The sequence below is a fragment of the Staphylococcus lugdunensis genome (assembly GCF_001558775.1).
Taxonomy (GTDB): domain Bacteria; phylum Bacillota; class Bacilli; order Staphylococcales; family Staphylococcaceae; genus Staphylococcus; species Staphylococcus lugdunensis.
Genome location: NZ_CP014022.1, coordinates 2,326,191 through 2,341,252, shown reverse-complemented (window position 1 = coordinate 2,341,252; position 15,062 = coordinate 2,326,191). Strand labels below are relative to the sequence as shown.

General features: G+C 32.6%; 17 protein-coding genes. 3 read left to right on the top strand and 14 right to left on the bottom strand.

The genetic code is table 11. The features are described from left to right. Positions 1-133 precede the first annotated feature (133 nt). The 7 genes from AL499_RS12415 to deoC all read right to left on the bottom strand — a co-directional run bounded on the left by AL499_RS12415 (position 134) and on the right by deoC (position 6,729). On the bottom strand, positions 134-295 hold the full coding sequence (locus AL499_RS12415) for a FeoB-associated Cys-rich membrane protein (RefSeq protein WP_002478945.1): 162 nt from the start codon (positions 293-295) through the stop codon (positions 134-136). An 11-nt stretch (positions 296-306) separates the two neighbouring features. Further along, entirely contained in the window at positions 307-2,301 is a 1,995-nt protein-coding gene (gene feoB, locus AL499_RS10925) for a ferrous iron transport protein B (protein ID WP_002492360.1), read from the bottom strand. 9 nt (positions 2,302-2,310) lie between these two features. After that, complete coding sequence (locus AL499_RS10920) at positions 2,311-2,538, bottom strand: FeoA family protein (RefSeq protein WP_037540521.1); 228 nt, start codon at positions 2,536-2,538, stop codon at positions 2,311-2,313. A 618-nt stretch (positions 2,539-3,156) separates the two neighbouring features. Continuing rightward, a complete protein-coding gene (locus tag AL499_RS10915) occupies positions 3,157-3,507 on the bottom strand; it encodes a DoxX family protein (RefSeq protein WP_002461269.1) in 351 nt (116 codons plus the stop codon). Continuing rightward, a complete protein-coding gene (deoB, locus tag AL499_RS10910) occupies positions 3,507-4,694 on the bottom strand; it encodes a phosphopentomutase (protein ID WP_002461270.1) in 1,188 nt (395 codons plus the stop codon). Before deoB ends, AL499_RS10915 begins: the two co-directional genes overlap by 1 nt. 10 nt (positions 4,695-4,704) lie before the next feature. Continuing rightward, positions 4,705-6,006, bottom strand: a complete 1,302-nt coding sequence (locus AL499_RS10905; RefSeq protein WP_002492356.1) for a pyrimidine-nucleoside phosphorylase — start codon at positions 6,004-6,006, stop codon at positions 4,705-4,707. A 60-nt stretch (positions 6,007-6,066) separates the two neighbouring features. Then, positions 6,067-6,729, bottom strand: coding sequence for a deoxyribose-phosphate aldolase (gene deoC, locus AL499_RS10900; protein WP_002492354.1), 663 nt, complete (start codon positions 6,727-6,729; stop codon positions 6,067-6,069). 178 nt (positions 6,730-6,907) lie between these two features. Between deoC and deoD the strand changes: the two genes are divergently transcribed. Then, the gene (gene deoD / locus AL499_RS10895) at positions 6,908-7,618 is read left to right on the top strand and encodes a purine-nucleoside phosphorylase (protein WP_002461274.1); all 711 of its coding nucleotides are present in this window, start codon (positions 6,908-6,910) and stop codon (positions 7,616-7,618) included. 77 nt (positions 7,619-7,695) lie between these two features. Here deoD and AL499_RS10890 read toward each other — a convergent pair whose 3' ends face one another. The 6 genes from AL499_RS10890 to AL499_RS10865 all read right to left on the bottom strand — a co-directional run bounded on the left by AL499_RS10890 (position 7,696) and on the right by AL499_RS10865 (position 12,786). Continuing rightward, a complete protein-coding gene (locus tag AL499_RS10890) occupies positions 7,696-8,142 on the bottom strand; it encodes a Dps family protein (protein WP_002492357.1) in 447 nt (148 codons plus the stop codon). A 200-nt stretch (positions 8,143-8,342) separates the two neighbouring features. Next, the gene (locus tag AL499_RS10885) at positions 8,343-8,753 is read right to left on the bottom strand and encodes a thiol-disulfide oxidoreductase DCC family protein (RefSeq protein WP_002492364.1); all 411 of its coding nucleotides are present in this window, start codon (positions 8,751-8,753) and stop codon (positions 8,343-8,345) included. 250 nt (positions 8,754-9,003) lie between these two features. Continuing rightward, positions 9,004-10,380, bottom strand: coding sequence for an EVE domain-containing protein (locus AL499_RS10880; RefSeq protein WP_002492368.1), 1,377 nt, complete (start codon positions 10,378-10,380; stop codon positions 9,004-9,006). Positions 10,381-10,629: 249 nt separating this feature from the next. Then, positions 10,630-10,863, bottom strand: coding sequence for a hypothetical protein (locus AL499_RS10875; protein ID WP_002492351.1), 234 nt, complete (start codon positions 10,861-10,863; stop codon positions 10,630-10,632). 39 nt (positions 10,864-10,902) lie between these two features. Then, positions 10,903-11,841 (bottom strand): type I phosphomannose isomerase catalytic subunit, encoded by a 939-nt coding sequence (locus AL499_RS10870; protein ID WP_037540525.1) that lies wholly within the window; start codon positions 11,839-11,841, stop codon positions 10,903-10,905. 285 nt (positions 11,842-12,126) lie between these two features. Beyond that, positions 12,127-12,786: an SDR family oxidoreductase gene (locus AL499_RS10865; RefSeq protein WP_002492363.1), complete on the bottom strand. Its 660-nt coding sequence runs from the start codon at positions 12,784-12,786 to the stop codon at positions 12,127-12,129. 154 nt (positions 12,787-12,940) lie between these two features. On the opposite strand from AL499_RS10865, the gene AL499_RS10860 reads away from it, so the two are divergent. Beyond that, entirely contained in the window at positions 12,941-13,264 is a 324-nt protein-coding gene (locus AL499_RS10860) for an ArsR/SmtB family transcription factor (protein WP_002461285.1), read from the top strand. Beyond that, positions 13,257-14,225 (top strand): CDF family zinc efflux transporter CzrB, encoded by a 969-nt coding sequence (czrB, locus tag AL499_RS10855; protein ID WP_002492350.1) that lies wholly within the window; start codon positions 13,257-13,259, stop codon positions 14,223-14,225. The genes AL499_RS10860 and czrB overlap by 8 nt, the downstream gene beginning before the upstream one ends. Before the next feature lie 53 nt (positions 14,226-14,278). Here czrB and AL499_RS10850 read toward each other — a convergent pair whose 3' ends face one another. Beyond that, positions 14,279-15,010 carry a metallophosphoesterase family protein gene (locus AL499_RS10850; protein ID WP_002478934.1) on the bottom strand — a complete coding sequence of 244 codons (732 nt, stop codon included), beginning with the start codon at positions 15,008-15,010 and terminating at the stop codon, positions 14,279-14,281. Between the last annotated feature and the right edge of the window lie 52 nt (positions 15,011-15,062).

Sequence of the window (15,062 nt, the reverse complement as noted above, 5' to 3'; positions counted from 1 at the left end):
CAGAAGAAAGTAACTCATAATGAATAGAAACATAACTAATCTCAGTATGTTTCATACAACAAAAAAGCTTCTCTATTTGAATTCGTTCATTCAAAAATAGAAAAGCTTTTACTTTTATTTTAAAATTTGATTCTTAAGGCTTTAAATGTTTCTTATGTGACGTTGTATCACAATGACAATTAGATTTGCAACTTCCGCATTGCCCTTCTTTACTACGTTTAAAAAATTTTACTAATGTTAAAACCGTATAAAAGATGATAACTACGATAATTAAGATGTTTATAAATATATACATAAAAATCGTCCTTATATAAAAAGATTACTTATTTGATAAAATGCCAATGTTAAAAGATATGCTGTAACTATTGGGTAAAATAATGCAATGAGTGTCCATTTCCATGAACATGTTTCTTTTCTTATTGTAGCTACTGTCGAAATACATGGAACATATAATAGTATAAATATCATAAAAGCATAGGCTGATAAGGATGTGAATTGATGTTGAATTACGTTAACAAGCCCATTCTCATTTGAGGAATAAAGTATCGCCATTGAACTGATTATGACTTCTTTCGCTAAAAATCCTGGTATCAAAGTGGCACCTGCTTGCCACGTACCAAATCCCAAAGGTGAAAGCATAGGAGCTATTGCTTCTCCTATTATATGCATAAAGCTTTGATTAATTTTTACATCAAATCCATTAGGTCCTGTATATGTTAATGCCCATATGATTACTGAGCCAGCAAATATAAATGTCCCTGCTTTTTTTACAAAGCCTTTTGCCTTTTCCCAAGTGCTACGCCATAAAGTTCTAATAGAAGGTACACGATAAGTTGGTAGCTCAACAATAAATACTGAACTATCGTTTTTCAAAATAAATCGATTCATAATAGTACTAACTATTAAAGCAACTAAAATCCCAAGCAAGTATAAACTTAAAACTATGAGAGATTGATAAGTTTTAAAGAATACTCCCACAAACAATGCATATATTGGCAGACGTGCTGAACAAGACATGAAGGGAGCTATTAAAATTGTTATCAACCGTTCTTTTTCATTTTCAATACTACGTGCAGCCATAATGCTTGGTACATTACAGCCAAATCCAATAATCATAGGAATAAATGACTTACCACTTAGTCCAATTGATTCCATTGTCTTATCCATTAAAACAGCTATTCTTGCCATATAACCCGAATCTTCAAGCAAAGAAATAAAGAAGAATAATACCACGATCTGAGGAACAAATACAAGCACTGAGCCGACACCTGCAATAATACCGTCTGTGATTAAATCTTGTAGAAATGGCAACAAGTGTAAGTATTGCATCATCATCTTTACCCAGTCGGTAAATTGCCCACCAATGAAATCATCCATTTTGTCGGATAAAGGCGTACCTACCCAAGTAAATGTGATTTGAAAAATGAGCCATATAATGCCTAAAAATATGGGTATCCCTAAATACTTATTCATCAATATTTTATCTAACTTAGCAGTAAAAAATTGCTTTTCTTCTTTAGGATATTCGACAACATTTTTTAAGATATCATCTATAAATTTATCTCTAATCAATTCCATACGTTCACGTACACGCATATTCAAATTTTTTTCTAATTCTTTTTTTATTGGTTCTAAACAATTAATCATTTCAGAACCTATTTCCTGATAAATTTGATTATTATCAAGTAAATATTGTATCGCTATAAAACGTATTCGTTCTTTAGGATATTCTGTCTCTTTTAAGATAATTGAACTTATTTTTTCAATAGCATCTTCTATATCATGACCATAGTTAATTTTAAATTGTTTTCTTTTATCAGGTTTTAAAAATTTCAATTCATGTAAAAGTTCATTAGTCCCTTTAGCTTTTCTCGCTACAATCGGAAAAACAGGTACTTTTAATTTTTTCATTAAAGTATCATATCTGACTTTAAGACCATGTTGCACTGCTACGTCAATCATGTTTAAACCAATAATTAAAGGTGCATTAAGTTCTAACAATTGAATAGTAAGGTTCAAATTTCTTTTTATTTGGCTAGTATCAATGATATTAATCATACCTGTAAAAGAAGATTCCATTAAAAAATCTGTTACTACAGTCTCATCTTTAGAAACTGGAGATAAATCATAAATGCCAGGTAAATCAATAAGCTGCCCTATGTTTTCTTTTAATTTACCTACCTTTTTTTCAACAGTTACACCACTCCAGTTACCTACATATTCATAAGACCCTGTTAATGCATTAAACAATGACGTCTTTCCTACATTTGGATTTCCTAAAATACAAAAACTTTCGCCCATATATATAACCTACTCCTCTAATGTAATGTTTCTGGCGTCAGATTGTCTAATGCACAAAAATTGACCATTTACTTCAATAATACTTGGTCCATTAAATAAGCATTTTCGTTTAATACATACTTCACTGCCTTTTTTTATACCTAATGCACTTAATCGATATAACATATTTTTATTACATATACTTATACTTTTAACTTTGTAATTTTTATTTTTTATCCCAGTCTTTAAATTCAACAAAATACTCACACTTTCTAAATATTAATTAATAATCATTATCATTAAGAAAATTATATGACTAATTTTTATTAAAAACAATATCTACAAAAAACTATTTGTGTCGATTTATAGAACTGCTATAAATTTTAAATTCTTCTTAATTACAATCATTTTCTATCAACGATATCGTTTAAACTTACAGTACAGATGAGAGAGGTTATATTATGAAGGAACAAGACTTAAGAGTAACAAAAACTAAAAAAGCGTTATCGATGCGTTTTATCAATTATTGGAGAAGCGACGATTTGAATCCATCCCTGTAAATGAACTCTTTGACAATGTAATGGTTCATCGTACAACTTTTATAAATACTTTATGGTAAGTAGGATTTGTTAGTTTATCTATTCAAATTACTAACTAAAGATTACTTTCAACAGATTTTAAAAAATGCTTGAATAATCCTTTTCAAACAATTGAAGCTACATTTTCAAATAAAGAAAAATTAGAGAAAATAGATAAAGCACAAAGATGATATACAATTTCAAATCATCTTTGTGCTATTATTTTGGGATTTATGTCACAGCCTGTGTTACTAGTGTCAGATAAATCTATATCTTAAATTCGTATTATAATTCTTTCTTATAACTTTTTAATTAAACCTATTAATACAAATTGTAAAGGCAATCTCAAGTATAGTGCCCACTTAGGCACTTCTTTATCGCCTAAAGGTAATTCTTTACGTGCCATATAAATATTTGCTGGTAATACTGCTAATAAAAATAAATTCATACCTTTTTTCAACCATTCTGCTGGTCTTTTAATTAATAGCATCATACCAAAAAAGATTTCAAAAACTCCTGTAACAAGTACAGCAGTTTTTCGTAATGGTAAGTAATGTGGCACAATATTTCTAAACTGACGTTCATTTGTAAAATGTAAGACTCCTGCTGTGCCAAATGCTAAACCAAGCAAATATCTAAATAATTTCATTAATGTTCCACTCCCATTTCTTTTAAATAGCTTTTACCGAATTTTGGTAGTTCTACGTTAAAATTATCTGCTATTGTAGCACCAATTGAACTAAATGTCTCGTCACTTGATAATTCATGACCATGATTGATTTTAGGACTATACATTAATACTGGAATATACTCTCGCGTATGATCTGTCCCAGGTGCAATCGGGTCATTACCATGGTCAGCAGTAATGATGACTAAATCATCTTCATCCAAGTTTGCAATCAATTCAGGTAAACGATTATCAAAATCTTTGATTGCTTGTGCATAACCTTCTTTATCACGTCGGTGACCATATAAAGCATCAAAATCAACTAAATTTAAAAAGCTCATGCCATTAAATGCTTTTTGAGTAACATTTATCAATTGATCCATTCCGTCCATATTACTTTTAGTGCGAATCGCCTCTGTAACACCTTCCCCATCAAAAATGTCATTAATCTTTCCAATAGCGATAACATCGTAACCATTGTCTTTTAATTCATTCATAACCGTGTGTCCAAAAGGTTTCAATGCATAATCATGACGATTTGATGTTCTTGTAAAGTTACCTGGTTCTCCTACATATGGTCGGGCAATAACACGTCCAATTAAATATTTTGGATCCTTTGTTATCTCTCTTACCTTTTCACAAATATCATATAATTCTTCAAGCGGTATAATATCTTCATGTGCAGCAATTTGTAATACTGGGTCAGCACTTGTATAAACGATTAAATCACCCGTCTTCATTTGATGTTCACCAAGTTCATCAATGATTGCCGTACCAGAAGCAGGTTTATTCGCTACCACTTTACGTCCTGTCATCTCTTCAATTTGTTTAATCAATTCTTCTGGAAAACCATTAGGATAAACTTTAAATGGTTGCATGATATTCAAGCCCATCATTTCCCAATGTCCTGTCATAGTATCTTTACCGACAGATGCTTCACTTAACTTCGTATAAAAAGCCTCAGGATGATCTACTTTATGCACTACAGGCAAGTCAGTAATATTACCTAAGCCAAGTCGTTCTAAATTAGGTAATGATTCCTTAAATCCCTCTAATGTATGTTTAAGCGTGTGTGCACCTTCATCATTAAAGGCTGCTGCATCTGGTGCTTCTCCAATGCCTACTGAATCCATTACAATAAGATGTATACGTTTAAAAGGCGTTATCATTTTAACACTCCTACTCAGTAATAATTTTATGAATTAATGTTGGTTTATGACCTGTATCTTGAATGGCTATACTATCATAAAGTTTAGCCTTTACATCAAATATATCTGGCTGATTACTATAAATCGTTAATAATGGTTCACCCTCTTTGACAGTGTCTCCAACTTTTTTGTTTAATACTATACCGACTCCTAAATCGATTGTATCTTCTTTCGTCTGACGACCAGCACCTAACATCATTGATGCAATACCAATATCATTGGCAATCATCTCAGTTATTGTTCCTGTTTTCTGTGCTGGCAATTCTATTTTATATTGCGCTTGTGGTAATAATTCCGGGTGATCTACGATATGTGGATCGCCACCTTGGTTAGCAATAAACTGCTTGAATTTCGCTAATGCTGTTCCATCTTGAATTGCTTGTTTTAATTTTCGTCGTGCTTCTTCTAATGTCTCAGCTTGCTGGCCTAAAACTACCATTTGAGAACCAAGCGTCAACACGAGTTCTGTTAAATCTTCAGGTCCGTGTCCATTCAATGTTTCAATAGCTTCTCGCAATTCTAAAGCATTACCAATTGCGTTGCCTAACGGTTGACTCATATCTGAAATGATAGCCATCGTCTTTCTGCCAACATGATTGCCGATGGATACCATGGCATGCGCAAGTTGTTCAGCATCTTCTAATGTTTTCATAAATGCACCGCTACCTGTTTTAACATCAAGCACAATTGCATCTGCACCTGCAGCAATTTTTTTACTCATTATCGAAGACGCGATTAATGGAATAGAGTTTACTGTCCCTGTCACATCTCTTAAAGCATATAGCTTTTTGTCTGCCGGCGTTAAGTTACCCGTTTGTCCAATTACAGCAACTCGATCTTCGTTGACCAATTTAATAAACTCATCTTCGCTGATCTCAACATGAAACCCTTCAACTGATTCTAATTTATCAATTGTGCCGCCAGTATGACCTAAGCCACGCCCACTCATTTTTGCAACTGGCACACCAACTGCAGCCACAAGAGGTGCTAAAACAAGCGTTGTTGTATCGCCTACGCCACCTGTAGAATGTTTGTCAACTTTTACCCCATTAATTTGGGATAAATCAATCACATCACCAGAATGTACCATTGCTAGCGTTAACGCTACACGTTCTTGTTCTGTCATATCTTGGAAAAAAATAGCCATTGCTAAACTTGCAGCTTGATAATCTGGAATATCTCCCTTTGTATAGCCCTCAATAAAAAAGTTAATCTCATCCGTTGTTAATTCTTTCCCATCGCGTTTCTTTTCTATAATATCGACCATTCTCATAGCCATATCCCCTTTCAATAAGCGACTAGTTTTCTTTTTTATGATAATGCGATTATGGCATTAGTAATCGGTGTTAGCCTCAAGACCTTCTATTATTTCAACACCCGCACTCGCTCCAATTCGAGTTGCACCAGCTTCAATCATTTTTTTGAAATCAGCTAAGTTTCGTACCCCACCTGAAGCTTTAACTTGTAACTCATCACCAACCGTTTGCTTCATCAAAGCCACATCCTCTGCGGTGGCACCACCACCAGCAAAACCAGTAGATGTTTTAACAAAATCAGCACCAGCAGCTCGCGCAATCTCACAAGCTTTGACCTTTTCATCATCAGTTAATAATATTGTTTCAATAATAACTTTAACTAAAATCCCATTAGCTGCACCAACAACACCTTCAATATCTTTTTTCACATCATCATAACGCCCATCTTTTAATGCGCCAATATTGATAACCATGTCAATTTCAGAAGCACCATTTTTTATTGCATCTTCTGTTTCAAATGTTTTTGTTGCTGTAGTACTCGCACCTAATGGAAAGCCAACCACGGTACATACTAATACATCTGAATCTCGTAATTGTTTTGCCGCATACTTCACTTGAGTTGGATTTACACAAACTGATTTAAAGTGATATGTTTTAGCCTCTTTGATTAACTTATCAATTTGTGCCTTTGTTGATTCTGGTTTTAATAAGGTATGATCTATATATTTTGCATAATCCATTAAAACGCCCTCCTATAAATTGTTGTTTAATATTTGCGCCTACGATAAAGTTTTCGTAGCATGGTTTAAACTTTAAAAATAGGCATTTTGTCCTTCCCTTCTATAGTACAAAAATTCGCAAAAAAGTTAAACAAATGTTATCTTTATGTTAAGAATGAAAGTCGAGGAGAGATAACAAATGTCTAAAGGTACACCACATATTCAACCTAAAGAACATAAAATCGCCAAAACAGTACTTATGCCTGGCGATCCATTAAGAGCAAAATACATAGCCGAAAACTTCTTAGATAATGTAGTGCAATTTAATGAAGTAAGAAATATGTTTGGATATACAGGTACTTATAAAGGTAAAGAAATTTCTGTTATGGGATCTGGTATGGGGATTCCAAGTATAGGTATATATTCATATGAGTTGTACCATTTCTTCAATGTAGATACGATTATTCGTATTGGGTCTTGTGGCGCACTACAAGAAAATGTCAATTTATATGACATTATCATTGCACAAGCCGCTTCAACAAATTCTAATTATGTAGACCAATATCAAATTCCTGGTCACTTCGCACCAATTGCTGATTTTGACTTAATCACAAAAGCTAAACAGAAAGCAGACGAACTTGGTGCAGTTTCGCACGTTGGTAATATCTTATCGTCTGATACATTTTACAATGCGAACCCACACTTCAATGATCAATGGAAAAGAATGGGTATTTTAGGTATCGAAATGGAGTCAGCAGCTTTATACCTTAATGCAACTTATGCTGGTAAAAAAGCTTTAGGTATTTTTACAGTAAGCGACCATATTATCAAACAAGAAGAAACAACTGCGGAAGAAAGACAAAATTCATTTACACAAATGATGGAAGTCGCATTAGAAATTGCAGAATAAAAAAAGCCTTGATATTGTAATTACACTAGTAAAATCACATGTGTAATACAGTATCAAGGTTTATTATATGGTTAAAATTATTTACTTAAATAAGATTTTAACATCCAGTTATGTTTATCTACTGAAGTTTGCATGCCGATAAACATATCTTCTGATACGTCATCTTCAGCTTCTCCAGCCACTTGAATAGCTTGTTCAAGTTGTTGTGAAATATTTGTTAAATCTTTAGAAAATGCTTCGACCATTTCTTCTGCAGAATAATTTAAACCTGCTTCTTCAACAATCGACATATCTAAACATTCTTTTAACGTTCCTACAGGATGACCGCCTACCGCTAAAATACGTTCAGCTAAATCATCAACATATTGACTTGCTTCATTATATAATTCTTCAAATTTAACATGCAATGAAAAGAAGTTTGGTCCTTTAACATACCAGTGGAAATTGTGTAATTTAGTATAAGCCACCGTCCAGTTTGCAACTTGTTGATTTAATTCTTTTACTACATCTTGTTGATTTGCCATATTATTCATCGCTCCTTTTAACTTATATCATCGTAATGATGTTATCATTATATTATAATAATTCTAATCTGTAAAGCAAAATAACACCCTTATTTATAATTATTATAAATAAATTGAAGATTTATTCATATACCTAACCTTTGAATAAGCTTATTTTCAGCTATATGTTATTCTTATTATCCCTTAATTGAAAATCATTTTCAATTAATCAACTTTACATGTTGATTATCATCTAGGAAAAACGACTTTTCATAAGATGTTGGTCGATGCCATTTTGTTTTCCACATTTTATCTCTATTATTCGCAAAAAGATGATAGCCACAATCTCTAAGTGGTTTTGGAACCAATTTTAGTAATATCCCTAACCATTTAAACGTTGTTAATGATGTAATTAACGTCGCTATTGCAGTCGAATGATACTCAAGATGATGGCCTTCTTGCAGAATAACACTATTTTGATGCTGTGCTTCTGGATGTTGTTTGAATAAATGTTGCCCTATCTCACCTTGAAGCGTAGCAAATTGATATTTTTTAGATAAACCATGTCGTATTAACCATATTGCGTAATTATAGCAATATACACAGTTTCCATCATAATAAATAATTGGCATAAATTCACATCCTTACTTTTATTATTACTATTTCCTCTTCGGTTGCAAGCTAAACAACTTAAAACACATTTAAGAAACAGGCAAAATCAATTATTGCAGTTTAAGAGCCACACTACTTTGTCATAGTGTGGCTCCATTTATTTCAATATTTTGTATTGTAAGGCTTATTCCATAAAGGAATAGCTTTATCTTATTTTTACTGTCACTACTTAAAATATTTTCAAAAGGTTATATCATGAACAAGACTACTTTATTTATCTTGTTTTACTTTAACAATGCGTGTATATTTTAAAAATTGAGCTGAATATTTCTCTTTAATTACATCAATATCATCATAAGTAATACCAATAATATGCCAATTAGGATTAAAATGATAAAATGAATCTTTCTGGCGTGACCATATAATCATTTGTCCATCTTTATTATATCGTGGCAATGTCACTTCATAGCCTTCCAACACATTGATATACGTTTGAAAAATATCTGAATCAACACGGTTAAAATTATCAATGACTAAATAACTTTTATCGTTTTTAGGCATTAAATGTGTAATAAATCCTTCACGATAATATAATGCACCTGCTTCATTTGGTAAGTATTTACCATACAACATTTCTTCAGAAAAATCAGGGTGTCCAGTTGTTATGACTGGATTAGCATTGGTCTTATCTAATAATTCATTTGCTGCTTTTAATCCTTCGTCATGTTGCCCTACAACAAGTAAGATAAATGGTTTAAGCGCTTCATCTTTAGTTTGTTCGCTATGTACAGGTTGATTAATTGTCTCAAATGGCTTATTTACACCATCATTTTTGCTCATATCAATAATGGCATCATATTGAGTTTGAGACATACTAGCAATTGCCTGTTTCGCATTTTCTTGTAAAAAGTATAAATTCTTTAACTTTGGATGTTTATTTAATTGGCTTAATGTCACTGGTGTTATATTTTTATCATAGCGCACTTCGATTGCGGTGCTATTCGTTCTACCAGGTATGGGTGGCTTTTCATGAATATGCTTAGTCACTTCTCCAATACCAATGACAGATTGATTTTTATTTCTATTATAAAATACTAGGTTGTCACCAACCTCTAATTGATTATAAAAATGGTAACCATTTCGTTTAATACCATTATAGGTATGTGTATATATTGTATAAATTTCCCCAGGTTCAAACGCTTCTGACTCAGCTAAAAAGAAATAGCGTGGTAATTTTTCTTGGCCTTGTCCTAAGGCGACAATAAGATCAAATTCCTCTTTAGTTAGTTGATTAAATAAAGTTTCTTTCATATTATTCATTCTATAATCTAATGCTTCACTGCGTTTTAAAAAGTCAATCGTTAATGGTTTTAGTAGCTCATCAAATCGAAAAGTGACTCGAATTTTATTTTGAGCGCCTGTTTGAACGCTAGTGATTTCACCTAATCCTAATAAACCAGTATCTGTTTGAACTTGGTAAAATATCACTTTGTCGCCAATTTCTGCTTTTTTAAATGCTCTAAAACCTTGAGAAGGATTAAATTGAGCTCCTGATTCAAATAATGTCGTTTGTTCAATTAATGGTTCATTATGATTCCATCTTGTATAGCCACAATTTAGCCAAAAGTAATTTACTGCTTCAGTCATTATGAAACTCCTAACCCTAATTATTCATTGTGAGAAAAAATACTTTCTCTTATGATTTCTTTTCATTTTATCATACTTCACGTAAAAATCTTGTGTAATTTCATAAAAATTAGCAATTAGATATAACATAAAATTCAATACCATATTTTAAAAAAAGAGAAAATCACTAGCCTATATGCTTATGACTTTCTCTTATAATATTTTCTACTTAGATGTAGTATTCATCATCTAATTGCTATTTGGTTCCTATTATTGCTGAACACCCACAATACTTGCTAGAAGCGGCATTAAATTTATCATTACACCCCCTAATGATAACAATCCACTTGTTTTATGATCTTTTAATGTTAATATTGCACTGATGACACCCATCAACGCAATAAATTGAGGAATAAGTCGTGTAGGATAATGTGGCACATTAAAAAAGATACCTGCACCAGCAATAACACCACAAACTAATGAAATGTATAAAAATTGCTTCAAATTTATACCTCCCAATATTCAAGAAACAGACTAATTTCTTTATAGATAGCTGATAATCAATGTGAAATCCCCTTCAAATACACTATCTAAATCTTCTGAAGTCAATATAAAATGGCTTCCTTTTTGAATTCTATAAATTTCTCCATCAGTAATCATCTGGCCCTCACCGTCAAGTACCGATACTAGACAAAATTCTCTCGGCTTCATGTAGTTTAAAGTACCTGAAATTTCCCATTTTACCATTGTAAAGAAATCACTGGATACAATATGTGAACATTTATGATTCTCTATAATTTTACTTTCAGGCACTAATTTCGGTACTTCAATTCCGTATTCTATAACATCCAAGGCCCTATTTATATTAAGAAAAGGCGTTGTTTGATTAGGACGATGACGTTTAAAATCATATATTCTATACGATATATCTGAATTTTGCATCGTTTCATAGGCTAACACGCCAGCGCTAATTGAGTGTAATGTACCTGCAGGAATAAAATAGAATTCACCAGCTTGCACAGGAACACGTTTTAATATACTTTCCACTTGTTGTTCTTCTATAGCCTGTGCCATTTCTGCTCGTGATTGTGCCGTCGTACCTAAGACAATCTCAGCCTGTTCAGCTGCTTCTATAATATATAAACATTCAGATTTACCATATTGTCCATTTTCATGTTCATATGCATATGAATCTCCCGGGTGCACATGAATAGATAACGGGGCCGTTGCATCAACTATTTTACATAATAATGGGAATTCTTTACTGGGAAAATCACCAAATAATTCTCGATGCTCTGTCCATACTTGGTCTAATGTTTGACCAGCATATTGTCCATTTAAGATTTTACTTTTACCATTTGAGTGAGCTGAGATACACCAACATTCACCTATTGGTTTGTCTGGTAGGTGATAACCGAATGATTCGAGTTTATCACCACCCCAAATCTTTTCGTGAAATATTGGCTCTAAAAATAGTGGCATCATAGCCCCCCTCTTCAAAATTTATGTCTATTATAAAAGCTAATTTAGCCATTTAAAGTTCAAATTTATTATCGTTACTTAAGTTTATAATAACATAGCTAACTTAACACTAGTGATTGTATCACATTTGACAGTAATTGCGTTATTTACAATATTGCAAGCGCTTTACTTTTTCATTCAAAATACAATATAAATGCAAAATGTAATCATGCTTTTATAAAAAAAGAAGCTGGTATCATGAGTGAATATATGACCAGCTTCTTATTATTTGATTTAACTTGTTAATTATTTCTGTCTATAGCTAGCTAACGCTTCTGTAATCGATTTATCACCTGCAATAATTTGAAATTCTTGATTCATATATTGATTACTTGTCGATACTTCGTTAAGCACGCGCGCAACATCTTCTCTAGGAATAGCATTTTTACCTTCAAAATATAAACCTGCATCAATCTGTCCTGTGCCAGCATCATTGGTTAACACACCAGGATGGACGATTGTATAGTTTAGACCTGATGCTCTTAAGTAATGATCTGCATAATGCTTAGCTATGGTATATGGCTTTAAATCACCCGAAGCATCGAATGCTTGACGACGTGAATCATATGTTGAGACCATTACATAATGATTTATTTTTGCTTCTTTACTAGCAATCATTGTTTTTATTGCACCGTCTAAGTCGACAATAATGGTTTTATCTGCTCCTGTACTACCACCACTACCTACTGAGAAAATGATAGTATCAAATTGTTTAAACGTTTGTATTAACGTATCAATATCATCTTTTTCAACATCAATTTGTATTGCTTGAATTCCTTCATCTTGTAATTTAGAAACTTGTTCTTCTTTTCGAACACCGGCTGTAAAATCTTCATTTTGTGCTTTAAATTGTTTAACTAGTTGACTACCAACGCCACCGTTTGCACCAATTAATAAAATAGCCATAATAACGTCCTCCTTTTGAAATGCTAATTTGTATTTTACCACTTACATTTAACTGGCAAACATTAACTTTCTTGAATAAGTTGACCAAACAATGAGAAAAAGTTATATTAATATATGAACATATATTCATAAATATAGAAAGGATATGACTCATATGCCATCACATCGTTCTGATTTCGATACGCTTACTCGTGTAACCCAAATTTTTAAAGCATTAAGTGATATAAATCGTATTCGAATTATGGAATTACTTCAAGAAGGTGAAGCAAGTGTTGGCCATATTTCACATACGCTAAATATGAGCCAATCTAATGTTTCTCATCAATTAAAATTGTTGAAGCAAACTCACCTTGTTAAGGCCAAGCGTGCTGGTCAATCTATGATTTATTCTCTTGATGACCAACATGTCGCTACGTTGTTAAAACAAGCCATTCATCATGCAAATCATCCAAAAGAAGGTGGATCTTATCATGACTAATCACACACACCAACATCATCATGACCATGTCCACGGTCATGTACACACAAATAACAAAAAAGTATTACTTATTTCGTTTTTAATCATTGGCTCATTTATGTTGATTGAAATTATCGGAGGTTATCTCGCTAATAGCTTAGCTTTGCTCTCAGATGGAATCCATATGTTCAGTGATACCGTCTCACTAGGCATAGCACTTATTGCTTTTATCTATGCAGAAAAAAATGCTACAACTTCAAAAACCTTTGGTTATAAACGTTTTGAAGTGTTAGCGGCATTATTTAATGGTGTAACTCTATTTATTATAAGTGTACTCATTATTATAGAAGCAATTAAACGTTTCTTCGCACCACCAGAAGTACAGTCAACTGAAATGTTTGTTATCAGTGTAATGGGATTACTTGTTAATATCATAGTCGCAGCAATTATGTTTAAAAGTGGTGATACGCATCATAATTTAAATATGCGTGGTGCCTTTATTCATGTGCTTGGTGATTTACTGGGCTCATTAGGTGCTATCGTTGCTGCTATACTAATATGGTTATTTGATTTTACACTGGCTGATCCTATAGCAAGTATTATTGTTTCACTATTAATTTTAAAAAGTGCTTTCGGCATTACCAAATCATCGCTTAATATCTTGATGGAAGGAACACCAACAGATGTTGATTTAGAAGCAATAATTCAAACTATTACACAACATGGTCAAGTTCAAAATGTTCACGATTATCATGTTTGGACGATTTCAAATGATATGAATGCATTGAGCTGCCATGCCGTAGTAAGTGAAGCCCTTACTGTAGAGCAATGTGAATTACTACTCGAACGTATCGAACATGACTTATCACATTTAAATGTTCATCACATGACCATACAGTTAGAAACACCTAAACATAAACATGACACGTCCACATTATGTACAGGACTTCATCATTCACATGCTCACGTACACCAGCATTAAATTGAAAAGCTATCGTATCCTTTCTTTACTAGGAACTACGATAGCTTTATTTTTTAAAGAAATTTATCAAATATTAATTGTTTTGCTGGAACATGCTTTTCACTAAATCCTAAAAGAAATTCTTCATTATCATAAGGTAATTTGATTCTTTCCACCGAGAATTCACTATCAGTAATTGTCAGAATGCCATATACGGCATAAGCACCATTATTAAGACCAACAGAGCCTGGATTAAAGTACAGTTTCTTCTTATCATCAAATAAATGTAACGTATGATTATGTCCAAAAACAATCACATCAGCATCTTTATCTTGGAAAAGCGTTGACATATTTTGTGCACTTGGTTCAACTATAGGACTAAAAGGTTGTCCATCGATTGTAGTATTTAATTTACTATTATCAATTTCATAATGAATAAATAGCATTTTTTTACCGCAGATGGTTTGTTCAATAAATCGTGGAAGCTGATTTAATACCTCATGATATTCTTCGTCAAGATGACTTTCAATCCACTGATGATGTTCATAAAATTTATCTTTTAAGTCTTCCGGATAAGGTGTGCCATTAACTATTGACATCACCGCTTCATCATGATTGCCTGCAATCATCTCCATGTCTTCACGTTCAAAGATGCTGTCTAATACTTTGTTTGTCTCGTGACCAATTCCAATATTGTCACCTAAGTTTATAATTTTATCAACATCTTCTCTACGATCAATATCATCCAAAACAGTTTCTAGTGCATCATAATTTCCATGCACATCGGTTATAATTGCAATTTTCATGATGATATCTCCTTTCATTAGTTCATTTATTAGCATATTCTAACACTTAATG